Source organism: Cupriavidus sp. 22TCCZM01-5, from assembly GCF_057798915.1.
In genome coordinates, this window is the sequence record NZ_JBYOJR010000001.1 from 339,775 (window position 1) to 365,946 (window position 26,172).

27 protein-coding genes are annotated in these 26,172 nt (G+C 67.4%); 6 read left to right on the top strand and 21 right to left on the bottom strand.

Features of this window, described 5'->3' with window-relative positions; genetic code table 11:
• The gene (locus AC3FNH_RS01710; protein WP_276099473.1) at nt 1–675 is read left to right on the top strand and encodes a histidine phosphatase family protein; all 675 of its coding nucleotides are present in this window, start codon (nt 1–3) and stop codon (nt 673–675) included.
• A gap of 19 nt (nt 676–694) precedes the next feature.
• Here the strand turns inward: AC3FNH_RS01710 and AC3FNH_RS01715 are convergent, their stop codons facing one another.
• The 17 genes from AC3FNH_RS01715 to AC3FNH_RS01795 form a co-directional block, all read right to left on the bottom strand.
• On the bottom strand, nt 695–1,420 hold the full coding sequence (locus AC3FNH_RS01715) for a queuosine precursor transporter (RefSeq protein WP_488718856.1): 726 nt from the start codon (nt 1,418–1,420) through the stop codon (nt 695–697).
• Nucleotides 1,421–1,577: 157 nt separating this feature from the next.
• Entirely contained in the window at nt 1,578–2,162 is a 585-nt protein-coding gene (locus AC3FNH_RS01720; protein ID WP_488718857.1) for a BPSL1445 family SYLF domain-containing lipoprotein, read from the bottom strand.
• A 42-nt stretch (nt 2,163–2,204) separates the two neighbouring features.
• Nucleotides 2,205–2,804: a hypothetical protein gene (locus AC3FNH_RS01725; RefSeq protein WP_276099476.1), complete on the bottom strand. Its 600-nt coding sequence runs from the start codon at nt 2,802–2,804 to the stop codon at nt 2,205–2,207.
• Nucleotides 2,805–3,022: 218 nt separating this feature from the next.
• Nucleotides 3,023–4,075 (bottom strand): Holliday junction branch migration DNA helicase RuvB, encoded by a 1,053-nt coding sequence (ruvB, locus tag AC3FNH_RS01730; RefSeq protein ID WP_276099477.1) that lies wholly within the window; start codon nt 4,073–4,075, stop codon nt 3,023–3,025.
• A gap of 34 nt (nt 4,076–4,109) precedes the next feature.
• The gene (ruvA, locus tag AC3FNH_RS01735) at nt 4,110–4,691 is read right to left on the bottom strand and encodes a Holliday junction branch migration protein RuvA (protein ID WP_276099478.1); all 582 of its coding nucleotides are present in this window, start codon (nt 4,689–4,691) and stop codon (nt 4,110–4,112) included.
• Nucleotides 4,692–4,767: 76 nt separating this feature from the next.
• Nucleotides 4,768–5,931 carry a glycerophosphodiester phosphodiesterase gene (locus AC3FNH_RS01740; RefSeq protein WP_488718858.1) on the bottom strand — a complete coding sequence of 388 codons (1,164 nt, stop codon included), beginning with the start codon at nt 5,929–5,931 and terminating at the stop codon, nt 4,768–4,770.
• An 81-nt stretch (nt 5,932–6,012) separates the two neighbouring features.
• Complete coding sequence (gene ruvC, locus AC3FNH_RS01745; protein ID WP_276099480.1) at nt 6,013–6,558, bottom strand: crossover junction endodeoxyribonuclease RuvC; 546 nt, start codon at nt 6,556–6,558, stop codon at nt 6,013–6,015.
• Between the two features lie 158 nt (nt 6,559–6,716).
• Complete coding sequence (purH, locus tag AC3FNH_RS01750; RefSeq protein ID WP_276099481.1) at nt 6,717–8,288, bottom strand: bifunctional phosphoribosylaminoimidazolecarboxamide formyltransferase/IMP cyclohydrolase; 1,572 nt, start codon at nt 8,286–8,288, stop codon at nt 6,717–6,719.
• Nucleotides 8,289–8,310: 22 nt separating this feature from the next.
• Nucleotides 8,311–8,544, bottom strand: a complete 234-nt coding sequence (locus tag AC3FNH_RS01755; RefSeq protein ID WP_211948844.1) for a Fis family transcriptional regulator — start codon at nt 8,542–8,544, stop codon at nt 8,311–8,313.
• Entirely contained in the window at nt 8,541–9,611 is a 1,071-nt protein-coding gene (gene dusB / locus AC3FNH_RS01760) for a tRNA dihydrouridine synthase DusB (RefSeq protein WP_488718859.1), read from the bottom strand. The genes AC3FNH_RS01755 and dusB overlap by 4 nt, the downstream gene beginning before the upstream one ends.
• Before the next feature lie 286 nt (nt 9,612–9,897).
• Entirely contained in the window at nt 9,898–11,136 is a 1,239-nt protein-coding gene (locus AC3FNH_RS01765; protein WP_488718860.1) for a UbiH/UbiF/VisC/COQ6 family ubiquinone biosynthesis hydroxylase, read from the bottom strand.
• Entirely contained in the window at nt 11,117–11,593 is a 477-nt protein-coding gene (locus tag AC3FNH_RS01770; RefSeq protein WP_488718861.1) for a hypothetical protein, read from the bottom strand. The genes AC3FNH_RS01765 and AC3FNH_RS01770 overlap by 20 nt, the downstream gene beginning before the upstream one ends.
• The gene (locus tag AC3FNH_RS01775; protein WP_276099485.1) at nt 11,590–12,984 is read right to left on the bottom strand and encodes an aminopeptidase P N-terminal domain-containing protein; all 1,395 of its coding nucleotides are present in this window, start codon (nt 12,982–12,984) and stop codon (nt 11,590–11,592) included. Before AC3FNH_RS01775 ends, AC3FNH_RS01770 begins: the two co-directional genes overlap by 4 nt.
• 79 nt (nt 12,985–13,063) lie before the next feature.
• Nucleotides 13,064–13,801: an N-acetylmuramate alpha-1-phosphate uridylyltransferase MurU gene (murU, locus tag AC3FNH_RS01780; protein ID WP_276099486.1), complete on the bottom strand. Its 738-nt coding sequence runs from the start codon at nt 13,799–13,801 to the stop codon at nt 13,064–13,066.
• Entirely contained in the window at nt 13,798–14,121 is a 324-nt protein-coding gene (locus AC3FNH_RS01785; RefSeq protein ID WP_211948850.1) for an AzlD domain-containing protein, read from the bottom strand. The genes murU and AC3FNH_RS01785 overlap by 4 nt, the downstream gene beginning before the upstream one ends.
• On the bottom strand, nt 14,118–14,810 hold the full coding sequence (locus AC3FNH_RS01790) for an AzlC family ABC transporter permease (RefSeq protein WP_488718916.1): 693 nt from the start codon (nt 14,808–14,810) through the stop codon (nt 14,118–14,120). Before AC3FNH_RS01790 ends, AC3FNH_RS01785 begins: the two co-directional genes overlap by 4 nt.
• 98 nt (nt 14,811–14,908) lie before the next feature.
• On the bottom strand, nt 14,909–15,943 hold the full coding sequence (locus tag AC3FNH_RS01795; protein WP_488718862.1) for an aminoglycoside phosphotransferase family protein: 1,035 nt from the start codon (nt 15,941–15,943) through the stop codon (nt 14,909–14,911).
• Nucleotides 15,944–16,102: 159 nt separating this feature from the next.
• Here AC3FNH_RS01795 and AC3FNH_RS01800 point away from each other — a divergent pair, with 159 nt between their 5' ends.
• The 5 genes from AC3FNH_RS01800 to trpS are packed head-to-tail and all read left to right on the top strand — an operon-like array spanning nt 16,103 to nt 23,022.
• Nucleotides 16,103–18,535, top strand: a complete 2,433-nt coding sequence (locus AC3FNH_RS01800; protein WP_488718863.1) for an LPS-assembly protein LptD — start codon at nt 16,103–16,105, stop codon at nt 18,533–18,535.
• A gap of 9 nt (nt 18,536–18,544) precedes the next feature.
• Complete coding sequence (locus AC3FNH_RS01805) at nt 18,545–20,029, top strand: peptidylprolyl isomerase (protein ID WP_488718864.1); 1,485 nt, start codon at nt 18,545–18,547, stop codon at nt 20,027–20,029.
• Nucleotides 20,030–20,051: 22 nt separating this feature from the next.
• Nucleotides 20,052–21,095, top strand: a complete 1,044-nt coding sequence (gene pdxA / locus AC3FNH_RS01810; protein WP_276099490.1) for a 4-hydroxythreonine-4-phosphate dehydrogenase PdxA — start codon at nt 20,052–20,054, stop codon at nt 21,093–21,095.
• 14 nt (nt 21,096–21,109) lie between these two features.
• The gene (gene rsmA / locus AC3FNH_RS01815; RefSeq protein WP_276099491.1) at nt 21,110–21,946 is read left to right on the top strand and encodes a 16S rRNA (adenine(1518)-N(6)/adenine(1519)-N(6))-dimethyltransferase RsmA; all 837 of its coding nucleotides are present in this window, start codon (nt 21,110–21,112) and stop codon (nt 21,944–21,946) included.
• Nucleotides 21,947–21,990: 44 nt separating this feature from the next.
• Complete coding sequence (gene trpS / locus AC3FNH_RS01820) at nt 21,991–23,022, top strand: tryptophan--tRNA ligase (protein ID WP_276099492.1); 1,032 nt, start codon at nt 21,991–21,993, stop codon at nt 23,020–23,022.
• 72 nt (nt 23,023–23,094) lie between these two features.
• Here trpS and AC3FNH_RS01825 read toward each other — a convergent pair whose 3' ends face one another.
• The 4 genes from AC3FNH_RS01825 to AC3FNH_RS01840 all read right to left on the bottom strand — a co-directional run bounded on the left by AC3FNH_RS01825 (nt 23,095) and on the right by AC3FNH_RS01840 (nt 26,143).
• On the bottom strand, nt 23,095–24,000 hold the full coding sequence (locus AC3FNH_RS01825; protein WP_276099493.1) for a DMT family transporter: 906 nt from the start codon (nt 23,998–24,000) through the stop codon (nt 23,095–23,097).
• Between the two features lie 11 nt (nt 24,001–24,011).
• On the bottom strand, nt 24,012–24,419 hold the full coding sequence (gloA, locus tag AC3FNH_RS01830) for a lactoylglutathione lyase (RefSeq protein WP_276099494.1): 408 nt from the start codon (nt 24,417–24,419) through the stop codon (nt 24,012–24,014).
• Nucleotides 24,420–24,524: 105 nt separating this feature from the next.
• Nucleotides 24,525–25,394, bottom strand: coding sequence for a M48 family metallopeptidase (locus AC3FNH_RS01835; RefSeq protein ID WP_488718865.1), 870 nt, complete (start codon nt 25,392–25,394; stop codon nt 24,525–24,527).
• Nucleotides 25,391–26,143: a lysophospholipid acyltransferase family protein gene (locus AC3FNH_RS01840; protein ID WP_488718866.1), complete on the bottom strand. Its 753-nt coding sequence runs from the start codon at nt 26,141–26,143 to the stop codon at nt 25,391–25,393. The genes AC3FNH_RS01835 and AC3FNH_RS01840 overlap by 4 nt, the downstream gene beginning before the upstream one ends.
• Between the last annotated feature and the right edge of the window lie 29 nt (nt 26,144–26,172).

Below are 26,172 nucleotides of genomic sequence, written 5' to 3' on the forward strand. Positions count from 1 at the left end.
ATGTTGCAAAGCTCCGGGCCGCATTCGCTGGCCTACACGCACCTGATTGTGATCCGTCATGGCGAGACGGCCTGGAACCGCGAGCGTCGGCTCCAGGGCCAGCTCGACATCCCGCTCAACGAGACTGGCCAGGCCCAGGCCCGCGCGCTGGCTGCGGCGCTGGCCGGCGAGCCGATCGACGCGGTCTATTCCAGCGACCTGGGCCGCGCCATGCAGACCGCGGCGCCTCTGGCCGAGGCGCTCGGACTGAAGGTCCGGTCCGAACCGCGCTTGCGCGAGCGCAGCTATGGCAACTTGCAGGGCATGACCTATGCCGAAGTCGCCGAGCAGTTGCCGGAGCACTTTGCCCGCTGGCAGGCGCGCGTGCCCGACTATGCGCCGCCGCAGGGCGAGTCGCTCGCACAGTTCCATGACCGCGCGGTCGAGATCGCGCTGTCGCTGTCGCGCCGGCATCCGGGCGAGCGCATCGCGCTGGTGGCCCACGGCGGCGTGCTCGACTGCCTCTACCGCGAGGCCACCGGCATGACGCTCGAGGCGCCGCGCCAGCACGAGTTGCTCAACGCCAGCATAAACCGGCTGCGCAGCGACAGCCATCACCTGACGCTGGCGCAGTGGGGCGACGTGACCCACCTTGAAACGCTGGCACTGGACGAAGTGGATCGGCGCGTTCCCTGAGGGCGCGCGGGCCTCGGCTCTAGACGCGCAGGCGGAACGGCGTGAAGTTTGTGTTACGGTCGTACCAGTCCTCGTTCTCGGCGCGCTTGAGAAAGTGCACGACCTTATAGGTGACCGGCGTCATCACGACTTCCCAGCCGGTCTTCAACACGTACTGCGCCACCGCGACCTGGAGCACTTTCTCCAGCGGCCAGATTCCGTAGAACGCAATCACGTAGAACAGCGACGAATCCACCAGCTCGCCGGCCAGGGTCGAACCGATGGTGCGGGTCCACAGCCAGCGCCCGCCCGTCCACAGCTTCATCCTGGCCAGCACGTAGCTGTTGGCGAAACTGCCGCAGCAGAAGGCAATCAGCGACCCGAGCGCGATGCGCCAGGTATTGCCGAATACGTCTTCCAGGCTTTTCTGGTAATCGGCCATGAACGGCGCTACCGGCATGTTCAGTACCACCAGGCTCATGAACGTGGCGAACGCCAGTGCCGCGAAGCCCGCCCACACCACGCGGCGGTCGCGGCCATAACCGTAGACTTCGGTCAGCACGTCGCCAAAGAGGTACGAGATCGGGAAGAACAGCACGCCAGCGCCGAAGGTTACCGGCCCCAGCAGCGGCAGCGTCACCTGCGCGGCCTTGGCGGCGCCAATCAGGTTGGAGCACAGCAGCACGCTGACAAACGCCACCATGACGAGATCGTAGTAGCGGTAGACGCGCCCGGTATGGGCGGGGGCGGCGGGCAGGGCGGACATGGAGGTTCCCGGTGTGGCGGTGCGTTGCCGCGCCCGCTGTTTTTTGCGCGATTATGCCAGCCGGGGGGCTGCCTTGCCGTGCCGCAAAAAAGAATCCCGGCCGGGGCCGGGATCTTTGGGGTAAGACGGGCGGTACCGCCCGCCTTTTCCTACGGATTCAGATGTCGAGCTTCGAAATCTTGGCACCGTTGATCGATACGTCGAACATCAGGCCAGCGTTGGTCTGAACGAAGCCAATCACCGGTTGCTGGCTGGTCAGGGTGTCAAGCCGTCCATCGGCGCCAATCTTTGCCAGTGCCACGTTTGCATCGGCGCCGGCCGTCCAGCCCTTGCTCGACACGAACTTGTTGTAGGCCTCGGGCGTCATGAACATAATGATGATGGCCTTGGACTGCCCGCCGGCGGTAAGGCCGACCGAGGCCTGCGTCGTGCTGTAGTAGCCGACGTTCGAGCCGTGGGCGCGCAGCGCTCCCTCGCCATACTCGCCGCCAACAATGAAGCCGGCCGCGATTACCTTGGGGAATACCAGGACGCCTTGCGCGCGCTGTGCCAGCTCACGCGAACCGTTGGTCGACGAATACAAACGGTTCAGCGCACCGTCGACGCCCGCGTCGATTTCCTGTCTCTTTGCTGCCTTATCCGTCGTGCTGCCGGTGCCCGTTGTCGTGCAGCCGGCGGCGAACGCGGTGGCGACAAGCAGTCCAGATCCGGTAACCCGGGTAACAAAATCGCGTCGATTCATAGGTGACCTCCTGGTCGGAAAAGTACCGCGTCCGGAATAGGGTCAGTTGGCTGCGGATGCAGCCGGGGCCCTGACCGTGATGGCTACGACTTCACGATAGACGATCTTTGCCATCTGACCACGCTGGATCTTGCTGAGATCGATGGCAGGATCTTCCACCTTGACCGTGCGCAACGTTTCGCGCGGGCCCCGGAACGTGACCAGGTGCTTGGCCGGGTCAACCTTCGTGATCTCCGCCGTCACCGTCGTGGTGATCTCGCGCATGATGCCGGGCTTGCTGCCTTCGGCCGCGCGCGAGGTCCGGTCCACCGTTTCCGCCAGCGCGGTCGCTTTGCTGTCCATCGGTTCCAGCGATGCGACGATCGCCGCGCCGCGCGCAATGGTAAGGATGTCCCCCTTGCGGATCTGGCCGAAGTTCTTCACTTCGTCGCCGCCCACCAGCTCGACGACATTGCCGCGGGGGCCCTGTACCAGCACGGCCTTGGTGTTCGGGTCGATATCGATGATCTTGCCGCTGACCACGGCCTCCTCGGCAACGCCGACCGGGGCCTGCGGACGCTGTGCGTGGGCGCCGGCGCTGGTGGCGAGGAGCATCGCCGCAGCGAACATCGCGGCAGGCAGGGAGGACGGACGACGGGTCATGGCTTTCCTTGGCGATAGTGAGGGCCATGCCATCGGCACGGCTGCCGGGGCACCCTTGCTAGGGTACCGTTGAAGCCATTGTGGACAATAGGGCAGGGGCCAGCAATCCACTTCGAAAAAATTTGGGATGCGGGACAAAAACGTTTAATTGACGTCCCCGACGCGCGCCGGCCGGGGTTTGCGGCAATGCAGCAACCACCGCCGGGCGCCGCTTATCTTCAGACCGGCAGCTCGCCGGTGCCGCCGCTCTCGGGCGTTGCCAGGCCGAAGTGGCGGTAGGCTGCCGCGGTGGCAACCCGGCCGCGCGGCGTGCGTTGCAGGTAGCCCTGCTGGATCAGGTACGGCTCCAGGACATCCTCGATGGTGTCGCGCTCCTCGCCGATCGCCGCGGCCAGGTTGTCGACGCCGACCGGTCCGCCGCCGAACTTGTGCAGCACGGCCTCGAGCAGCTTGCGGTCCATCAGGTCGAAGCCGACGCGGTCCACATCCAGCATGGCAAGGGCGGCATCGGCGATCTCGCGGGTAATGGTGCCGTCGCCCTTGACTTCGGCATAGTCGCGCACGCGACGCAGCAGCCGGTTGGCGATACGGGGCGTGCCGCGCGCGCGGCGGGCGATTTCCAGCGCGCCCTTCGGGTCGATCCGGGCGCCCAGCAGCTGGGCGGAGCGCGTGACGATGCGCGCGAGCTCGTCGGCCGTATAGAACTCCAGCCGCGCCACGATGCCGAAGCGGTCGCGCAGCGGGTTGGTCAGCATGCCGGCGCGCGTGGTGGCCCCGACCAGCGTGAATGGCTGCAGGTCCAGCTTGACCGAGCGCGCTGCCGGGCCCTCGCCGATCATGATGTCGATCTGGTAGTCCTCGAGCGCCGGGTACAGGATTTCCTCGACGACCGGCGAGAGCCGGTGGATTTCGTCGATGAACAGCACATCGTTGGTTTCGAGGTTGGTCAGCAGCGCGGCCAGGTCGCCCGGGCGCTCGAGCACCGGCCCCGAGGTCTGGCGCAGGTTCACGCCCATTTCGCGCGCGATGATATGCGCGAGCGTGGTCTTGCCCAGGCCCGGCGGGCCGAACAGCAGCACGTGGTCCAGCGCCTCGCGGCGGTTGCGCGCCGCGTGCATGAAGATATCGAGCTGTCCGCGCACCTTCTCCTGGCCCACGTACTCGTCGAGCAGCTTGGGCCGCAGCGCGCGCTCGAACGCCTCTTCGTGCGAGGAAGCGGGCGTGGCGGCGATCACGCGGTCGGGGGCGGAGAACTTGTCGGTTTCAATCATGGCGGCGGCGTCAGGTGTCGCGCTATTTTACGCCTCAGGCCTTGGACAAGGCCTTCAGCGCCAGCTTGATGCCATCCGACACGCCCGTGCCGGCCGGCACCTGCTTGATGGCCGCGGCGGCTTCCTTTTCCGAGTAGCCGAGCGCCAGCAGCGCATTCAGGATATCGACCGCGCTGTCATGCACGGCGGTCGCGCCAGGCGCATGGCCCAGCTCCGCGCCCAGCTTGCCCTTGAGTTCCAGCAGCAGGCGCTCGGCCGTCTTCTTGCCGATGCCCGGCACGCGCGTCAGGCGCCCGGCTTCCTGCAGCGTGATGGCCTGGGCCAGCTCCGGCACGGACATGCCCGAGAGCACTGCCAGCGCCATGCGCGCGCCGATGCCGGTGATCTTGATCAGCTCGCGGAAGGTGTTGCGCTCGGCAGGCGTGCCGAAGCCGTAGAGCAGGTGCGCGTCCTCGCGCACAATCAGCTGCGTCAGCAGCGTCACCGGCTGGCCGGTCGCGGGCAGGTTGTAGAACGTGCTCATCGGCACATCGATTTCGTAGCCGACGCCGTGGCAGTCCACCAGCAGGTGCGGGGGGTTCTTTTCGATTAGGGTGCCGGCGATGCGTCCGATCATGTTGTTTGCGTTTGCGGTAAAGGTCGGTTCAGCGGTTTGCGGAAGGCCGCAAGTGTAGCCCAGCGGCGGTCCTGCTTCACGGGGGGCTGGCGTCGATGGCGCGCCTGCCGAGTGCCGGGTCGTCGGTAAAGATACCGTCCACGCCCGCGGCGACAAAGGCCTCCACCTCGCGCACCATGCCTGCGGGGCTGCGCGTGGCGCCATCTCCGCCGGTCTGGAGCGCCTTGGGCAGGAAGGCATTCTCGGGCCGGAACGTATAGGGATGCACCAGCAGGCCGGCCGCATGCGCGTTGCGCACGACGGCGGAAGGCGCGCCGAGTCCGCCTTGCGCGTCGCGTGGCACCACGCTGTTCTTCTCGGGCCCGATACCATTGGCGTAGGACGCGACCTCGCGCAGGCCGGCCGGGCTCAGCATGTCGCCATAGGTGCGCGTCTCGCCGGCCAGTCGCCAATCGGCGGGGATCTGCCTGGGATTCCCGATCAGTTGCATCAGTCTGACATTGGGCATGCCATGTCCCAGTGAGCGGCGCACCTGCCGCAGGCTGCCGGGCTCGAAGGACTGGACGAATACCGGCGCCTCGCGCAGGTATGGCTGTTGGTGCAGCGCGGCGACCAGCTTGTCCTCGAGCGGCAGGCCGATACCTCGGAAGTAGCTCGGGTGCTTCAGTTCGGGATACAGGCCGATCTCCCGGCCGGTACGCAGCGACGCCTGTTGGGCGAGCCGCACGATCTCGTCGAAGGTCGGGATCTCGAACTGGTCGTTGAGGCGCGCATTGGCCGGGCGCAGCTTCGGGATGCGTTCGCGGGCCCGCAGTGTCTTGAGTTCGGCCAGCGTGAAGTCCTCGGTGAACCAGCCGGTCAGGCGCTCGCCGTCGATCACCTTGGTGCGTTTCCGGTCGGCGAACTGCGGCATCTCGGCGACGTTGGAGGTGCCGCCAATCTCGTTTTCATGGCGCGCCACGAGCACGCCGTCGCGCGTGATGACCAGGTCCGGCTCGATGACATCCGCGCCGTCCTCGATGGCCTTGGCGTACGCGGCCAGGGTATGTTCGGGGCGCAGCGCGCTGGCGCCGCGGTGGGCGATGACCAGTGGCTTCGTGGCTGCTGCCGGTGCAGGCGCTTCCGCAGCTGCGGCTGCGGCCGCCGTCCTGGGTGCGGAAGGCGCGGGTAGCTTCGTGGCGCAACCTGCCAGCAGGACTGTGGCCAGGGAGACGTGAAGACTGGATCGGAGGCGGAGCATGGCAAAGGGTCCGTGGCCGCCGGGCGCGGCAAATGCCCCTGATTGTAAGAGACCCGCGTGCGCCGCCTGTCGAAGCCCTTGTCAGCCGATCAGGCGTCCGCGCCGCACGCGCATACCCTTGCGGACCAGCTCGGGTGCCAGCCCGGACAGCGTGCCGAGCGTGTCGCCGCCATTGGCGTGGCAGATGGCGATGCCCAATGCATCGGCAGCATCGGTGCTCGGCCGTCCCGGCAGGTTCAGCAGCCGCATGACCATCTCCTGCACCTGCTCCTTGTTAGCACGGCCGTAGCCGACCACGGCCACCTTCAGCTGCAGGGCGGTGTACTCGAACACCGGCAGGCCCTGTCCCACCAGTCCGCAGATCGCCGCGCCGCGTGCCTGGCCCAGCAGCAGGGTGGATTGCGGGTTGACGTTGACGAACACCTTCTCGATGGCCGCGCAGTCCGGGGCATAGGTGCGGGCTACCTCGCTGATGCCGTCGAACAGCGTCTTCAGGCGCGCGGGCAGGTCGGTATCGCCATTGCTCTTGATGGTGCCCGAGGCGATGTAGGAAAGCTTGTTGCCATGCTTTTCCAGCACGCCGAAGCCGGTGGTGCGGAGGCCGGGGTCGATGCCTAGGATGCGCATTTGGGGCTAAGGGGGGATTGGGGGATAGCTTAGGGGCTCTTGTGGGGGAGGCGTTTCTTGGCAGGCGCCGCTGTTTCGCCGGCGTAGCCGGCGAAACAGCGGCGCCTGCCAAGGACGATGAGCCAGTCCCAAAGTCCCCCCGCCGGACTCAATACCAATCAGTGCCGGAAATGCCGAGTCCCAGTCAACACCATAGCAATCCCCCTCTCGTCCGCGGCAGCAATCACCTCATCATCCCGCATCGACCCACCCGGCTGAATCACGCAGGTCGCGCCAGCGTCCACCACCACATCCAGCCCGTCACGGAACGGGAAGAACGCATCCGACGCCACCGCCGAACCGGCCAGCGTCAAACCGGCATTCTGCGCCTTGATGCTGGCGATGCGTGCCGAATCCACGCGGCTCATCTGCCCCGCGCCGACCCCGAGCGTCATGCCGCCGCCGCAGAACACGATCGCGTTGGACTTGACGTACTTGGCCACGCGCCAGGCAAACATCAGGTCGTCCATTTCCTTGGGCGTCGGGTGGCGGCGCGTGACCACGCGCAGTTCCGACGGCTTCACGTTCTTGGCATCCGGGCTCTGCACCAGCAGGCCACCGCCCACGCGCTTGAGGTCATACTGGTTGACACCCTTGCCCAGCGGGATCTCGAGCAGGCGCACGTTCTGCTTGGACGCGAACACGGCACGCGCGGCGGCGCTGAACGACGGGGCGATCAGTACTTCGACGAACTGCTTCGCCACGGCCTGCGCCGCCGCCTCATCGAGTTCCACGTTGAAGGCGATGATGCCGCCGAAGGCCGAGGTCGAGTCGGTCTTGAAGGCCTTGTCATAGGCTTCGAGTGCGCTGGCGCCGACGGCCACGCCGCACGGGTTCGCGTGCTTGATGATCACGCAGGCCGGCGTGGAGACGTCGAAGGACTTCACGCATTCCCACGCCGCGTCAGCGTCGGCGATGTTGTTGTACGACAGTTCCTTGCCCTGCAGCTGCACGTAGTTGGCCAGCGCGCCGTCCACTGCCTTCAGGTCGCGGTAGAACGCGGCCGACTGGTGCGGGTTCTCGCCGTAGCGCATTTCCTGCACCTTGTCGAAGGCCAGGTTCAGCGTCTGCGGGTAGGCGCTGCGGCCCTGGTGCGACTTGTCGGCACCGAGGCTGGTCAGGTAGTTGGTGATCGCACCGTCGTACTGCGCGGTGTGCGCGAACACCTTGGTGGCCAGGCGGAAGTTGGTGTCGTAGCCGACCTTGTTGCCGTTGCCGCGCATTTCGTCGAGCACCACGGCGTAGTCGGCCGGATCGACGATCACGGTCACGTCGCGGTGGTTCTTGGCCGCCGAGCGCAGCATGGTCGGGCCGCCGATGTCGATGTTCTCGATCGCGTCCGGCAGCGTGCAGTCATCCTTGGCCACGGTCTGCTGGAACGGGTACAGGTTCACCACCAGCAGGTCGATCGTCGGGATGTTGTGCTCGGCCAGCGCGGCCATGTGCTCGGGCAGGTCGCGGCGCGCCAGGATGCCGCCGTGGACCTTCGGGTGCAGCGTCTTCACGCGGCCGTCGAGCATTTCGGGGAAGCCGGTGTAGTCGGCCACTTCCGTGACGGGCAGGCCGCTGTCGGCCAGCAGCTTGGCGGTACCGCCAGTGGAAAGCAGCGTGACGCCGAGCGCGTTCAGTTCGCGCGCGAATTCGACGATGCCGGTCTTGTCGGAGACGGAAAGGAGAGCTTGCTTGATCATGGCTGTGCGAAACGCTTCAATTTCAAATTAAACCGTGCAGCTGCAGCTTCTTGCGCAGCGTATTGCGATTGATGCCCAGGTAGGCGGCGGCCAGCGACTGGTTGCGCTCGGCGCGCACCATCACGGCTTCGAGCAGCGGGCGCTCGACGGCCTCCAGCACCATGTTGTACATATTGGACGGCTCTTCGCCGTCCAGATCCCGAAAGTAGCTGTCCAGGCTGTCCCGGATGCACTGGTCGATAGCATTGCGGCTCATGCGGCAAGCAACTCCCCTTTTTTGTTGTTGTTGTCCGTTTCATCTTCCCCCTCGCCCGCGCCGGCTTCATCGACATAGACCAGCCGGTCGGACCACTGCGCCTGCTCGTCGAAGAAGGCGTTGACCGCGGCGAGCTGTTCGCCGGTGGTCTCCAGCGTGTTCATGCGGTGCCGGAACAGGTTCGCGCCGCGCAGCCCGCGCGTGTACCACGCAATATGCTTGCGCGCGGTGCGCACGCCGGTGAACTCGCCGTAGAACGCATAGTGGTCTTCCAGGTGCGCGTTCATGATGGCGCGGATCTCGGCCACTTCCGGCGGCGGCAGCAATTCGCCGGTGGCCAGGAAGTGTTCGATCTCGCGGAACAGCCACGGCCGGCCCTGCGCCGCGCGGCCGATCATGATGGCGTCGGCGCCCGTCAGCGCCAGTACCTGCTTTGCCTTCTGCGGTGTCGTGATGTCGCCGTTGGCCACCACCGGAATGCCGATGGCGGCCTTGACCGCGGCGATGGTCTCGTACTCGGCATCGCCGTGGTACAGGTCGGCGCGCGTGCGGCCGTGGATGGTCAGCATGCTGATGCCCGCGTCTTCCACCATGCGCGCGATGCGCAAGGCATTGCGGTTCTCGCGGTTCCAGCCGGTGCGAATCTTGAGCGTGACCGGGACGCGGTCGCCCACGGCACCCACCACGGCTTCGACAATGCGGACCACCAGCGGCTCGTTCTGCAGCAGCGCGGAGCCCGCCGCCACGTTGCAGACCTTCTTGGCCGGGCAGCCCATGTTGATATCGATGATCTGCGCGCCGCGGTCCACGTTATGGCGGGCGGCCTCGGCCATCATGCCCGGCTCGGCGCCGGCGATCTGTACCGAGATGGGTTCGACCTCGCCGGCGTGGTTGGCGCGGCGCATGGTCTTTTCGCTTTTCCACAGCTGCGCATTCGACGCCACCATTTCCGACACCGCATAGCCCGCGCCCAGCTGCTTGCACAACTGGCGGAAAGGGCGGTCCGTCACGCCCGCCATGGGGGCGACGAACAGATTGTTGCGAAGTTGGTGTGGTCCGATCTGCACGTTGGGGTGGCGATTCCGGTGGCCATGGCTTCCGGCAGCACGCGCGTTGCGCAATGCGAAACAGGACGGCCCGGCTGCGTGGTTCTGGAGTGAAACGGAAAAACACGCCCGTGCCGAAACGGCTGTCGGCAATATTCACGGGCATGAGCGAGGGCTGGATTCTACCGCCAAAAGACTGCTGCTGCCCAAGAATTGAGCATCAAGGCAAGGGGAGGAGTCTGAAAATGCCTCGAATCGATTAGCCGAAAAGTGGCGGGGGCCGCATGTGTGGCCCCGCCAGTGCATTTCAGCGGCGCATACCGAACATCATGTGCCGTGCCAGCGCGTGCTTGAGCGGTGCCAGGCAGGCCAGCGCCGCCAGCGATGCCCCGCGCGCATGCGCGGCCAGCGGGTAGTTGACGCCGAACGCACGCGGCAACAGGTCCGTCACGCCGATGGTCACCGCCCGGTCCACGCGGTGCCGTGACGCAAACGCCTGCAGCGCGCGCGGCGTGCAGCTGGTGCGCAGCGAGTCCGCGAGCGCGAAGGCATCGCGCAGTCCCAGGTTGAGACCCTGGCCCGCCACAGGATGCAGGGTCTGGGCGGCATTGCCCACGGCCGCGATGCGGCCATCGACCGTCACCGGCGCCGCGTTGAGCCCGAGCGGGAATGCGTGGCGTTTGCCGGCAAGCATGAAGCGGCCCAGCCGGTCGCCGAACGCCTCGCCGAGCTCGGCCGCGAAGTCGGCGTCGGACAGCGCCAGCCGCCGCGCGGCCTGTTCGGGCGGGCAGCACCAGACCAGCGCGTAGCCGTCGACGCCATGCTCGTCGTAGGGCAGCAGCGCCAGCGGCCCTTCGGCCGTGAACCGCTCCCAGGCCCAGCCCGGCTGCGGCCGCGAGCAGGCCACGTGACCGATCACGGCGGTCTGGCCGTAGTCGCGGTGCCGCGCGCCCTGGCCCGCATGTGCGGCCTGCTGGTGGAACAGGCCGCCTTCGGCCTGCACGGCGATGTGCGCGGCAAAGCGCGCCGCCTGCCCATCGGCCGTCGTGCCGGCAAGGTGCACCGCGCCGGCCATGGCGTCCAGGCCGTCGAAGTCCCCGCCGATCGGCGGATCCTGCCGCAATTCGTCGATGCGCGTCTCGAATACGCGCAGCAGGCGCGATGCGCCGGCCTGCTGGACTGCACGGCCCAGCGCACGCTCCAGCACATTGCACAGCTCGCCATAGCGCACCACATAGCCGAGCGCGGGCACGCCGTAGTCGTCATGGTGGAGCTTCACGTGGCCGAGATGGCCGCGTTGCGAGACATGGATATGCTCGATCGCCGTGCCGGCAACCGGCCAGGCACCGATCTGCTCCAGCAGCTGCCGGCTGCCATGGGATAGCGCGATGGCGCGCGGGTCGCGCGCGGCCCGCGCCGGCGTGGCGGCATCGATGAGCGTGATGCGCCAGTCGGTCGCCAGCAGCAGCTGGCAGGCCAGCGCCAGGCCCACCGGCCCGCCGCCGACGATGGCGATGTCCCGGACTTCAGGCTCGGCCTGCGTCATTGCTGGCGCTCCCGTCCGTATCAAGATCCTGCGCCTGCTCAGCCGCGCCGCGCTTCCAGCAGATCGCATCGGAGCGCGACTTGCCGGCTTCAGCATCGCGCAGCGCGTTGTCGAGCTTCTGCTGGTTGAAGCCGGGCAGGGCCTGCAGGCGCTCCAGCAGTGCGCTGGCGTTGGCCGCGTCCATCGGCGCGACGCAGCCCTGGCCGCTGTCGGGGGCGCCCACCATGATCAGCCAGGCTTTGCCGGCCCAGGGTGCAACCTTGGAAACACGCACCACCACGCGTTCGAGCGAATCCCACATGACCTCCTCGCGCTGGCCGTCGGGGCGGTGCACCACCACGCGGTCGTCATAGAGGTTGAGCACGAACGGCTCGTTCGGATCGACGTGGCGTTTCGTGGGCGCATTGTGCGGCGTTCCGGCGCCGCCGGGGAACAGTCGTCGCAACCAGCCGATCATGCCTTGCCTCCGCCTGTGCTGTTGCGGTCCCGCATCAGGGCTTCGATCTCGTCGGCCTTGACCGGCACGCCGCGCGTGATGATCTCGCAGTCGCCGCTGGTGACCACGGCATCGTCCTCGATGCGGATGCCGATATGCCAGTAGCGCTCGGGCACGTCCTCGGCCGGACGCACGTAGATGCCCGGTTCCACGGTCACGACCATGCCCGGTTCCAGCGGCCGCCACGGACGTTCGCCATTCCCGTCGGCCGCGGCGGCCCGGTATTCGCCCACGTCATGCACGTCCATGCCGAGCCAGTGGCCGGTGCGGTGCATATAGAAACGCCGGTAGCTGCCGCTCGCCAGCACGTCGTCGAGCGTCCCTTCCTTGTTGCGGTCTAGCAGGCCGGTGTCGAGCATGCCCTGCGCGAGCACGCGCACCGCGGCATCGTGCGGCACGTTGTAGGGCACGCCGGCGCGCGTCTCGGCAATGGCGGCATCCTGCGCGGCCAGCACGAGGTCATACAGCTCGCGCTGGGCCGGCGAAAAGCGGCCGGACACCGGGAAGGTGCGGGTGATGTCGGAGGCATAGCCATCCAGCTCGCAGCCGGCATCGATCAGGCACAGGTCGCCGTCGCGCAGTTCGGCGGGACCCGCGCGGTAGTGCAGCACACAGGCATTGGGGCCGGCCGCGACGATCGAGTTGTAGGCCACGCTCTGCGCGCCGTGGCGGCGGAATTCGTACAGCAGCTCGGCTTCGAGATGGAACTCGCGCAGGCCATGACGGCTTGCCTGCATGGCCCTTACATGGGCGCCCGCGGAGATTTCCCCGGCGCGGCGCATGGTGGCCAGTTCGCCCGCATCCTTGATCAGGCGCATCTCGTCGAGCAGCGTGCGGATATCGACCGCGACCGCGGGCGCCGCTACGCCGGCGCGGCCCTGCATGCGCACCGCATCCAGCCAGCGGCGCATCTGCATGTCCGTGCGCGTCGAAGCGGCCAGCGGATAGGCGAGCTGCGCACGGTTGGCAAGCAGGCCCGGCAGGATGGCGTCGATCTCTTCGACCGAATGGGCTTCATCGAAGCCGAAGGCCGCGCGTGCACCGTCGGGGCCGTAGCGGAAGCCGTCCCAGATCTCGCGCTCTTCATGCTTCGGGCGGCAGAACAGGATGCTGCGGTCGGCTTCAGTGCCCTGGCCGGCGACCAGCACCAGCACGGATTCGGGCTCGGTGAAGCCGGTCAGGTAATAGAAATAGCTGTCGTGCCGGTACGGATAGTCGCTGTCGCGGTTGCGCATGGCTTCCGGCGCCGTGGGCAGGATGGCCACGCCACCGCCGGCGGCGCGCAGGTGCTGCAGCACGCGGGCGCGACGGTCGCGGCAAGACGCCAGGAGGGCGGTATCGGGAGAGGACATAGGATTGCCAACTGGATGGGGGAATGCATCAGATTCTAACGCCGCCGGGGCACCAGGCCCGGCAGCGCCGGCAGGCGACTCAGGCGCCGCCTGCGGTGGCGGTGCCGCGCGCGGCGACGGCGTCGTTCAGCGCGGCCAGCTGGGCCGGCGTGCCGACGTTTTCCCAGCAGCCCTCGAAGCGCTCGCCGCTGGCGGTGCCCGCCGCGATGGCGGCGCGGTAACAAGGCGTCATGGCCACCTTGGTGCCGGGGACGATATCGCTGAACAGGCGCGTGTCATACAGGCCGATATTGCCGAAGGTCAGGCGCTCTGCGCCCGGCGCCGGGTCGAGCGCCAGCCGGCCATCGGGCCGCAGGGCGAAGTCGCCGGCCGGATGGAAGGGCGGGTTGGGCACCATCACCAGGTGCATGCGCGGGGCTGGTGCGCCGGCCATCTCGCGGGCACGTGGCAGCAGTGTGCGGAAATCGTACTCGCAGAAGATATCGCCGGAAACGGCCAGGAAAATCTCGCCGCGTTCAGGAGCCTGTGACAGCAGAGGCAGCGCCTTGGCGATGCCGCCGGCCGTCTCCAGCGCGCTGCCCTCGGCGGAGTAGGCGATGCGCACGCCAAAGCGGCTGCCATCGCCAAGCGCGGCCTCGATCTGCTCGCCGAGCCAGGCATGGTTGATGACGATGTCGCGCAGCCCGGCACGCACGAGTGCCTCGATCTTCCAGACGATCAGCGGCTTGCCGCCTACGGACAGAAGCGGCTTGGGGCAGGTATCGGTCAGCGGACGCATGCGGTCGCCGCGGCCGGCGGCGAAGATCATGGCTTTCAAATCAGGGTCTCCATGGCGAGCAGGGCGGCCATGCCGCCGACGATGGTCCAGCCGATGCTGCGCGTGCGCGCAGCGATCACGATAGCAACCAGGCCGGCAACCAGCCTTGCGTTGAGCGGGCTTACGTAAAGTTCGCCGCCGCGCATCAGCAGGTCGGGGGCGATCAGCGCGGACAACATGGCGGCCGGCACGAACTGCAGCGCGGTGCGGAACCACGCCGGCAGCCGCACGCGGCCTTCGACCGCGATGAACGACAGGCGGATCAGGAAGGTGGCGAGCCCGGCGCCAATGAAAACCCACAGCAAGGTCAGCGAGTTCATGCGGGCTCCTTGCCGACGGTGGCGTCCTTGCTGGCCGGACGCTTGCTGGACAGGTTGCCGCGGCCGAGCAGCAGCATGCCGGCGGCAATGCCGCCGAGTGCGGCGACCATCAGCCCGAGCTTGTGCGGCATGCCGAAGCAGGCCACCGCAAGGGCTGACGCCACCAGTGCCGCGGCGACCTGCGCGCGGTGCCTGAGCCCCGGCACGATGATGCCGATGAAGGTCAGCGGCAGGAAGAAGTCCAGCGGCCAGTCGCGCGGCACCTGGGCGCCGACCAGCACGCCGGCCAGCGTCGACAGCTGCCAGCTGGCCCACAGCGCGAAACCGCCGCCGAAGTAGAACCAGTGGCGGTAGCGCTGGCGCGGTCCGGTGTCGGCCAGCCGGTGCGTCATGGCGGCAAAGGCCTCGTCGGTCAGCAGGTAGGCGACCAGTGCCTTCCAGCGGCGCGGCAGATGTGCCAGCGTAGGGGCGATGGTGGCGGAGTAGAGCGCATGGCGCAGGTTCACCATGGCCACCGTGACGGCGATGACCAGGGCCGGAGTGCCGGCCGACCAAAGTTGCGTCAGGATCATCTGCGATGCGCCGCCGAAGACGATGGCGCTCATCGCGCAGGCCAGCCAGGCGGGCATGCCGGCGCCGACCGCCAGCACGCCATAGATCAGGCCGAACGGCACCACGCCCAGCAGCATCGGGGCGAGCGCGCGCACGCCGGCCCACCATTCGCCCGAGCGTGTGATGGCGGGCAGGTTGTCGGGAGGCTCCGGTGGGGGCACTGCGCGGGCCCCGCTCAGAACGTATAGCCGGCCGGGCTGGCGACGCCCTCGAGCGCGTCGAGCAGGCGGATCAGCTTGCGCAGTTCGGTGTAGCGGCCCGCGACCTGGCGCGTGTACTTGAGCACAAGAGGCAGGTTGGCGAGGTAGCCGTCCTTGCCGTCGCGGTGGTACAGGCGCGCGAAGATGCCAAGCACCTTCAGGTGGCGCTGCAGGCCCATCCACTCGAAATCGCGGTAGAACTCGCCGAAATCGGCATTCACCGGCAGGCCGGCCTTGCGCGCGCGCTCCCAGTAGCGGATCAGCCAGTCGAGCTGTTGCTCCTCGTCCCACTCGATATAGGCGTCGCGCCACAGCGAGACCGCGTCGTAGGTAATCGGGCCGATCACGGCGTCCTGGAAATCGAGCACGCCGGGGTTGGCGCTGCCGGGCATCACCATCAGGTTGCGCGAGTGATAGTCGCGGTGCACGTAGACCTGCGGCTGCGCCAGGATGTTGGCAAGCAGCACATCCATCACTTCGCGTAGATCGGCCTGCTGGGCTTCGGTGAGCGTGGCGCCCAGGTGCTTCGCGATGTACCACTGCGGGAACAGGTCCAGCTCGCGCTGCAGCAGGGCACGGTCGTAGGCCGGCAGTTCGCCGGCCCGAGTGGCGGCCTGGATGCGTACCAGCGCGGCGGCCGCGTCGGCATACATGCCGCTTGCGGAGGAGTCGTCGAGCCGGGACAGGTAGGTCTGGCTGCCGAGATCGGCCAGCAGCAGGAAGCCCTGCCCCAGATCCTGTGCCAGGACCGTGGGCACCGTGACGCCGGCGTCGCCGAAGAGTGCCGCGACATGGATGAACGGCCGGCAGTCCTCATGCGTGGGCGGCGCATCCATCACGACAGCCGTCGGGTGCGCGGCGTTGGCCGTGCTGACGCGGAAGTAGCGCCGGAAACTGGCGTCGGACGAAGCGGGAGTGCAGGAATCGGGGTCGACGGACCAGTCCGGACCGAGTCCGGACACCCAGGATTTGAGCTGGTCCAGGCGTGGGTCGTGGGGAAGTGCTGCCATGCCGGAAAGGGAGTATTGGTTGCCCCGTATAATACCCGACCAGACCCGGGTGCCGGGCGGCCCCCGGGAGGGGCCCCGGTTGCCCCGCAGCCTGTTCCGACGGGGGCTGGCGGCTAGCAGGCAAGCCGCCACCGACGACGTGACTGAAAACCCGCTCGCATGACCGAACAACGACGATCACCGAACCAACGAGCCCACAAGCCGCCTGCGCTTCCCGGCCTTTCCCGCCGCACCGGCCGGCTGCCTGCCAGCGCCCTGCGGCCACTGGTGCTGGCCATGGCCGGCCTGTCGGTGGGTGCGCATGCGCAGATGTCCGGTTCGGCCGTGCCCGACATCGAACAGACCGAGTCTGTCGTCGAGGCCGCCCCTGAGGTGCCGCTGGCGCCCCCTGTGTCCGGCGAGCTCGTGCCGCGCCTGGCGGAGCCGGCCAAGTCCGGCGAACCCGGCGAGAACCCGCCGGCGTTCGTGTCCGGTGACCGGCTGACCGGCTACAACGAGCGTGGCGTGGCGATCGAAGGCAACGCCGAGCTGCGCCGCGGCGGCGCAGTGGTCAAGGGCGACAAGCTGACCTACGACCAGGATACCGACGAGGCCTTCGCCCACGGCAACGCCCGCGTGTCGCGCGGCGGCGCGCTGGCAGTGGGCCCCGAGGCGCGCATGAAGGTCGAGGCGAACGAGGGCTACATGCTCTCGCCCGACTACTATTTCCAGCAGACCGGCGGCACGGGCAAGGCCGAACGCATCGATTTCGTGGACAAGGACCGCAGCGTGATCAAGCGGGCCACCTACACGACCTGTTCGCCGGACAATGCCGACTGGTACTTCAGTGCGCGCCAGCTCGACCTGGACAGCGACCGCCAGGTTGGCGTGGCCTACGGCGGCGTGCTGCATTTCTTCGACGTGCCGATCGCGGCCGCGCCGGTGTTCAGTTTCCCGCTCACCGACGAGCGCCGCAGCGGCTTCCTGTCGCCCCTGTTCGGCTACGGCTCGAAATCGGGCCTCGACGTCACGCTGCCGTACTATTTCAACATCGCGCCGAACCGCGACCTGACGCTCTATCCGCGCATCATGACGTCGCGCGGCTTTATGCTGGGTGGCGACTACCGGTACCTGGGCGACGGCTATGCAGGCCGGCTGCGCGCGGAGATCCTGCCGGACGACCGGCAGACCGGGACCAACCGCTGGTCCTATTCGTTCCAGCATAACCAGCGCCTCGCGCAGGGGCTGAACGCCTACCTGAACCTGAACCGCGTATCGGACGACAAGTATCCGGACGACCTGACGCGCACCGTGGCGCAATCGACCCAGCGGCAATACGTCCAGGAAGGCGGCGTCACATACAACTGGCAGGACTTCACGGTACTGGCGCGCGTGCAGAAGTTCCAGACGCTGCTGCCGAGCGGGCCGTCGTACGAGCGCGAGCCACAGCTCAATGGCAAGTACCTTCGGTACGACCTTGGCGGCTTCGATGTGCAGGTGGAGGCCGATTACACGCGCTTTCGCATTCCGCTGACGTCGACCGGCTTCCAGCAGCCGCAGGGCGAGCGCATGTTCGTGCAGCCGGCGATCAGCTATCCGATCGTGCGCCCGGGCTGGTATGTGACGCCGAAGGTCATCTTCAACGCGACGCAGTACCAGATGGAGGCGCAAAGCAACACCCCGACGGCGCAGAACAATCTGTCGCGTACGGTACCGACCTTCAGCTTTGACTCGGGCATGACCTTTGAGCGCAGCGCGCCGGGCATGAGCCGGCTGTTTGGCGTCAACTACTTGCAGACTCTGGAACCGCGGCTGTTCTACGTCTACACGCCGTTCCGCGACCAGAGCCAGTTCCCGCTGTTCGATACCGTGCAGTCGGACTTCGGCTATGGCCAGATCTTCTCCGAGAACCCGTTTACCGGCTACGACCGGGTTGCCGACAACAACAAGCTGACCGCGGGCCTGACCACGCGCCTGATCGAAGCCGATTCCGGCATCGAGCGTTTCCGCGGCACGATCGCACAGCGCTATGACTTCAGCGGGCAGCGCGTGCAGATCAATGGCACGCTGCAGGATCCGAAGGCCGGCAGCTCGGACCTGCTGGCGGCCACCACCATCCAGCTGTTCCGCGGCTACTACCTCGACGCGGGGATCCAATACAATCCGGATTCGGAGCACGTCAATTACTCGAACCTGGCCTTCGCCTGGCGTCCCGAGCCGCGCAAGCTGCTCAACATGGGCTACCGCTACCGGCGCGCCACGTCGGTGACGGACAATACCGCGATCGACCAGTTCGAGATTTCCGGTCAGTGGCCGATTACCCAGCGCGCGTATGGCATTGGGCGCTTCGCTTTCGACCGGAACGCCAACCAGATGGTCGATGCGCTGGCCGGCGTGGAATACGCTGCGGACTGCTGGGTCGGCCGCGTGGTCTACCAGCGCTTCCGCAACACCTCGCAGGGCTATACCGGCCGCATCTTCCTGCAGGTGGAGTTCCGCGGGCTGTCTAAGATTGGCTCGAATCCGCTGGATATCCTGCGCCTGAATGTTCCTGGGTACGAACCCGTCACCGCCAAGCCGGTGCCGACGACCCAGTTTGATCACTATGAATGACGGATTACGATGAAACGTCAAGAATTTGCCGTGTTTTCCCTGGTGTTGTCGCCGTGGCGCCGCGTGCTGCTGTCGGCCGTGCTGGCTGCCGTGGCAGGACCTGCCCTGGCGCAGCTCAAGGCGCCTTCGCAAGCGCCGCGCACCACTGGCATCTTCGTGCCGCAGGCCTCGGACGTGGCCGTCCCGTCCAGCCAGCCGCAGCTTGGCGTGCCGCAACCGAGCAGCAGCAAGCGTTCACAGCTCGTCGATGAAGTCGTCGCGGTGGTCAACAACAGCGTGATCACGCGCCGCGAACTGCTCGACCGCGCCGACGAGATCGAGAGCCAGCTTCGTGCCGCCAACCGCCCGGCGCCGCCGCGCGCGGACCTGCTCGGCGAGGTGCTCGAGCGCCTGGTGATGGAGCGCGTGCAGACCCAGGCCGCGCAGGACGCCGGCATCAAGGTGACCGACCAGGAACTGGACCGCGCGATCGAATCGGTCGCGCAGCAGAACCGCCTGAGTGCCACCGAGCTGCGCCGCCGCGTCGAATCCAGCGGCATGACCTGGGCCAAGTATCGGGACGAGCTGCGCAAGCAGGTGCAGGTGATCCGCCTGCGCGAGCGTGAAGTGGACTCGAAGGTACAGGTGTATGACGGCGAGATCGACAACTACCTTGCGGCGCGCGGCGGCCAGGGCGCAGCGACCGGGCCGACCGAGTTCAACGTCGCGCAGATCCTCGTGCGCGTGCCGGAAGATGCCTCCGACGCGCAGAAGCAGGCGCTGAAGACCAAGGCAGAAGGACTGCTCAAGCAGGCGCAGGGCGGTGCCGATTTCGCCCAGCTGGCGCAGTCGAATTCGGAGGGGCCTGAGGCGGCCCAGGGCGGCGCCATGGGCTTTCGCGAGATCGGCCGTCTGCCCGCCGTCTTCGCCAATGCCGTGGTCGATCTGCAGCCAGGCGCCGTGGCGCCGGAAGTGGTGGAAAGCGCCAACGGCTTCCACATCCTGAAGCTGGCCGCCAAACGTGTGGCGCCTGCGGCCGCAACCCCCAACCCGGCCGCGGCCTCGCGCATTACGCAGACCCAGGTCCGCCACATCCTGATCCGCACCGGCCCGAACATGCCGGAAGCCGAGGCCCGCCGCCAGCTCGGCACGCTGCGCGACCGCATTACGCACGGCGGTGACTTTGCCGACGCCGCCAAGCGCTTCTCTCAGGACGGCTCGGCCCAGGCCGGCGGCGACCTTGGCTGGGTATCGCCGGGCGAACTGGTGCCGGAATTCGAGCAGGCCATGAACCGGCTGCGCCCCGGCGAAATTTCGGAGCCGGTGGTGACGCAGTTCGGCGTGCACCTGATCCAGGTGCAGAACCGCCGCGAAACCGAGATGGCGCCCGAGAAGCAGCGCGACTTCGCGCGTGCCGAAATCCGCGAACAGAAGCTGCGCGCGGCCTATGATGACTGGGTGCGCCAGTTGCGTTCGCAGGCGTACGTCGAATACCGCGTCAACCGACAGCGCTGAGGCCCCGCCGCACGATCCCGACATGCCCGACCCGCTTGCGCTAGCCATCTCGACCGGCGAACCCGCCGGTATCGGCCCCGACATCACCATCGGGGCGCTGTTGCAGCTCGCGGGCGAGAATGGGCACTGCCGCTACCATGTGCTCGGCGATGCGCACCTGCTGGCATCGCGCGCCGCCGCACTTGGCGTCGCGCATGCCTGGGAGCGCCGCGTTGCCGAGGGCGATGTCGTCATTCACCACGTACCGCTGGCGGTTGCGTGCGAGCCGGGCCGGCTGGATGCGCGCAACGGCCCCTATGTGCTGTCGATGCTCGATGCCGCGATTGCCGGCTGCCGGTCCCATCCTGGAACGCCCGCGCGTTTCGCGGCCATGGTCACGGCTCCTGTGCAGAAGAGCACGATCAACGATGCCGGCGTGCCGTTCACCGGCCATACCGAATACCTTGCCGAGGCGGCCGGCGTGCCGCGCGTGGTGATGATGCTGGCCGGCCCCCAGCCGGCGCATGCCAACGCCATGCTGCGCGTGGCGCTGGCCACGACGCACCTGCCGCTGCGTGCGGTGCCCGATGCCCTGACAGTGCCGCTGCTGCTGCAGACGCTGTCGATCATCGACGCTGACCTGCGCCGCTGGTTCGGCATTGCGCGGCCGCGTATCCTGGTGACCGGCCTCAATCCTCATGCCGGGGAGAGCGGCCACATGGGCCGCGAGGAAATCGACATCATCGAACCCGCGCTGGCGCTGGCGCAAGATGCCGGCATCGACGCGCGCGGCCCATACCCTGCCGACACGCTGTTCCAGCCGCGCCACCTGCGCGACGCCGACTGCGTACTGGCGATGTACCATGACCAGGGACTGGCGCCCCTGAAGTACGGCACGTTCGGGCACGGCGTGAACATCACGCTGGGCCTGCCCTTTATCCGCACCTCGGTCGACCACGGCACCGCGCTCGACCTGGCCGCCAGCGGCCAGGCCGAACACGGCAGCATGATCGAGGCCATCCGCAGTGCGGTCACCATGGCCGGGCATGCCAACGGCGTGCATGCAACGGCCAGGCCGACGCACTAGTGGTGTATTCCTCCATGCGTTCAAACATGCACCAGGGCCACGTGGCCCGCAAGCGATTCGGCCAGAACTTCCTGGTCGACGAATCCGTCATCCACGGCATCGTCAATGCCATCAATCCGCTGCCTGACGATGTGCTCGTGGAGATCGGCCCCGGCCTGGGCGCGCTGACCGATCCGCTGCTCGAGCGCCTGCCGCAGATGCAGGTGGTCGAACTGGACCGCGACCTGGTCGAGCGGCTGCGGCGCCGCTACGGCGACCGTCTGGAGATCCATGCCGGCGACGCGCTGGCCTTCGATTTTGGCCGGTTGCAGGTGCCAGGGCGCCCGCTGCGCATCGTCGGCAACCTGCCGTACAACATTTCGAGCCCGCTGCTGTTCCACCTGATGGAGTATGCCGACCACGTGCGCGACCAGCATTTCATGCTGCAGAAGGAAGTGGTCGACCGCATGGTGGCCGAACCCGGCAGCAAGGCCTTCGGACGCCTGTCGATCATGCTCCAGGTGCGCTACCACATGGAGCACGTGCTCGACGTGCCGCCGGGCTCTTTCAATCCGCCGCCCAAGGTCGATTCCGCCGTGGTTCGCATGATCCCGTGGCCGCGCTCGCAAGACGGCCGGCTGCGCTCGCCGCATGCCGATTGCGACATCACCGTGCTCGGCGACCTGGTCACCGCCGCGTTCTCGCAGCGGCGCAAGGTGCTGCGCAATACGCTATCGTTCCTGCGCGACCAGGTCGACTTCGAGGCGATCGGCTTTGACCTGGGCCGCCGCGCCGAAGAGGTGCCCGTCGGCGAATACGTCGAACTGGCGCGCCGCCTTGGCGGTGCCGCCTCCGACAGGCCGGCCGCCTGAAGGCACAGACCGCTTACATCCCGAAATTTCCGCGAATTTCCGCAATGACAGCCAACACGCAAACCAACAAGCGACCGGTCATCCTGACCGGCGATCGTCCCACCGGCCCGCTGCACCTCGGCCACTACGTTGGCTCGCTCAAGACGCGCGTGCAGTTGCAGGACACGCATGAGCAGTACCTGCTGCTGGCCGACACGCAGGCCATGACCGACAACGCGCACGATCCCGACAAGGTGCGCCGCAACGTGCTCGAGGTCGCGCTGGACTACCTGGCCGTCGGCATCGACCCGACCAAGACGACCATCACCGTGCAGTCGTACCTGCCGGCGCTGGCCGAGCTGACGCTGATGTACCTGAACTTCGTCACGGTATCGCGCCTGGAGCGCAACCCGACCATCAAGGAAGAGATCCAGGCGCGCGGCTTCGGCCGCGACATCCCGGCCGGCTTCATGTGTTATCCGGCGGCCCAGGCGGCGGATATCACCGCCTTCAAGGCCGACATCGTGCCGGTTGGTGAAGACCAGGCCCCGCTGATCGAGCAGACCAACGAGATCGTGCGCCGCATCAACCACCAGGTTGGACGCGACGTGCTGAAGGAATGCCAGGCGCTGATCCCGAAGTTCGGACGCCTGCCCGGTGTCGACGGCAAGGCCAAGATGAGCAAGTCGCAGGGCAATGCCATCGCGCTGGGCGCCAGCCCCGAGCAGGTCAAGGCGGCCGTGCACAGCATGTACACCGACCCGAACCACCTGAAGGTTTCCGATCCGGGCCAGGTCGAGGGCAATATGGTGTTCACCTACCTCGATGCCTTCGACCCGAATGTGGTGGAAGTCGAAGAGCTCAAGGCGCACTACCGCCGTGGCGGGCTGGGCGACATGGTGCTCAAGCGCCGCGTCGAAAGCGTGCTGAACGACCTGCTGGGCCCGATCCGTGAGCGCCGCGAGCAGCTCGCCAAGGACCCGGACTATGTGTTTGATCTGCTGCGTGAGGGCACCAATCGGGCCAAGGCCATCACCCAGCAGACGCTGGAGGAAGTGCGCGAGGCGCTGGGCATGTTCTCGTTCGGCAGCCGTTGAAGATTGCCGGGGCCGGCAGCGGCTCGACAAAAAAACGCGCGGATTCACCGCGCGTTTTTTTATGGTTCGGCGTCAGCCCCGCCGATTAACCAGCACGATGCCAACCAGCACCAGCAGCGCGGCCACGGCAAAGCGCGGCCCCACCGCATCCTGCATCAGCACCACGCCGAAGGCGACGCCGAACAGCGGCGTCAGGAACGAAAATACGGAAAGCCGGGAGGCAAGATACCGGCGCAGCAGCCAGAACCACGCCAGGTAGCTGGCAAACGCGATCAGCACCGACTGGTAGAACAGGCTGGCCAGCACCGCGCCGTTGAGCTGCACACCGTCCGCCTGGCCGCCCATCAGCGCCATGGCCAGCAGCAGCACGCCGGACACCGCGAGCTGGTAGAGCAGGGTCTTGCTGGCCGGGGCGCTGGCCAGCGGCGTCGCACGCACGACCACGGTGGTCGCGGCCCACAGCAGGCCGGCCACCACGCCCAGCGCGTCGCCGGCCAGCGTGCTGCCATGCGCGGACGTTGCCGTCATGCCGTCCGCAAAGGCCAGCACCATGCCGCAGAAGGCCAGCACGACGCCCAACCATTGGGCCCGCTGCAGTCGCTCGCCGGCAACGGCAAAATGCAGGCCGATCGCCGTGAAGATCGGCGCGGTGTACAGGAACACCGCCATGCGCGATGCCGTGGTGTGGCCGAGCCCGACGAAGATGCAGAAAAATTCGGCGCCGAACAGCAGCCCCGCCAGCAGGCCCGCGCCAAGCGTGCCGTCGCGCTGCCAGATCGGCGTGCCGCGCCAGGCGGCAAAGCCGAACACCAGCAGCGCCGCAATGGCCGAGCGCACGCCCGCCTGCAGCACCGCGCCCATCAGCGGCGCGGTCAGCTTGATCACGACCTGCTGCAGCCCCCAGGCAGCGCACAGCACCACCATCAGGCCGACGGCGGCGCCATCGAGCGGGCGCCGGCTCAGGGTTTGCGCGTCCATGCCGGGCGCGCTCAGGGACGGCCGGCGTCGCGCGTGGAATGGCGCTCGATCAGTTCGATCTTGTAGCCGTCCGGGTCCTCGACAAATGCAATCACGGTAGTGCCGCCCTTGACCGGGCCGGCTTCGCGGGTGACCTTGCCACCTGCCTCGCGGATGCGGTCGCAGGCCGCAGCGGCGTTGTCGGTCTCCAGCGCGATATGGCCGTAGGCGCTGCCCAGGTCGTACTTGTCGACGCCGTAGTTGTAGGTCAGTTCCAGCACCGCGGTCTCGCTCTCCGGGCCATAGCCGACGAAGGCCAGGCGGTACTTGTACTCCGGGTTGTCGCTTTCGCGCAGCAGCTGCATGCCGAGCACGCGGGTGTAGAAATCAATCGAGCGCTGCAGGTCGCCGACGCGCAGCATGGTATGGAGGAGTCGCATTTGAGATGCCCTGTGGGTCGTTCTTGGAGGGAATGCGACATTTTAGTGCGTTTGCGTGAAACGCACCGGCGAGGCGGGCGGTGTCATCCGCCTCGGGGCAACGGCTCAGAACGTCGGCAGCAACTCGGGCGGATGCGCGCGCAACTGCGCGCGTGCGTCGCGGAACTCCGGGAAGATCGATTCCACGGTTTCCCAGAAGCGCGGACCGTGGTTCATCTCCTTCAGATGCGCCAGTTCATGCGCCGCGACATAGTCGATCATCGACATCGGGAAGTGCATCAGCCGCCAGTTCAGGCGGATCTTGCCGTCCGCGGTGCAGCTACCCCAGCGCGTGGCGGCCGAGGTCAGCGCAAATCCGGAATGGCGCACGCCGAGGCGCTCGGCGTAGTGGTCGAGCCGTTGCGGCAGCAGGCGGTGCGCTTGCTGCTGCAGCCAGCTCTGCACGCGGTCCTTGATCTGCTGCTCGTCGGCATGTGCGGGCATGGCCAGGTGGAGCACCCGTGTCTCGCCATTGAACAGCACCGCGCCGATGGGGGACTCCAGGACGAGCGTGATGGTCTGCCCGAGGAAGGGCAGGGTGGCGCCATCGCGCCACTGAATGGTCGGCAGCACGCGCCGCGTTTCACGCTGGCGCCATTCGCCGAGCTTGCTCAGGATCCAGCGCTGCTTTTCGACGATGGCGCTCTCGACATCGGCCAGCGTGACCCAGCGCGGCGCGGTGATCGACAGGCCGCGGTCGTCGACCGTGAAGCCGATGGTCCGGCGCGACGAACGCTTGAGCGTGTAGTGCAGCGTGTGCTCGCCAATCTGGAGCCTGCGGGCGTCCGGTTGCGGCGCGGGCCACCCGCCCGCGGGCGGCTGCGACGGTTGTCCCTGCGGCGTCGCGAGCCCCGCTACGATGCCCTCCCCGTTGTCGGCCAGCGGCAGCTCCAGCTGGGCGCCGGGGGCGTCGGGTGCGGGGCGCAGCAAGCTCATGCGGCCTGTCCGTTGGCGTAGCTCTGCGCGTCGATGCGGCGCATGTCGCGCTCGATCCAGTCGCGCACTTCCTGGTTAAGCTGGTCGGCCGTCTTGTTGGCCGAAGGAATCGACGGCCCGATCGAGATCGTGATCGTGCCTGGGTACTTGAGGAAGGAATTGCGCGGCCACACGCGGCCCGAATTGACGGCCATGGGAATCACCCACGCCCCGGTTTCCACGGCGAGCCGGGCGCCCCCGCTCTTGTAGCGCGGGTTTGCCAGTCCCGACGGCGTGCGCGTGCCCTCGGGGAACATGATGATCCACGCGCCCTCGGCCAGGCGTTCGCGGCCCTGGCGCGCGGCGGAGGAGAATGCCTTGGTGCCTTCCTTGCGGTTGATATGCACCATCTTCAGCATGCCCAGCGCCCAGCCGAAGAACGGCACCAGCAGCAGCTCGCGCTTGAAGACATAGCACAGCGGCTTGGGCATCAGCGCCACATAGGCGATGGTCTCCCACGCAGACTGGTGCTTGGAGAGCAGCACCACGGGCTTGTCCAGCATGTTGTCCATGTGCTCCCGGCCTTCGATCCGGTAACGGATGCCGCAGAACAGGCGTGCCGCGCCAATCGCCAGGCGGGTCCACCCGCGCACGAAATCGAAGCGCCGCGCGGCATTCATGAACGGGAACACGATAAAGCAGGCGCATGCGTAGGGCGGCGTCAGCACCAGCAGGTACAGCGCAAACAGAAAGGAACGCAAATAGGTCATCGAGGGGCGCTTGATGGGGTCGGCAGTGG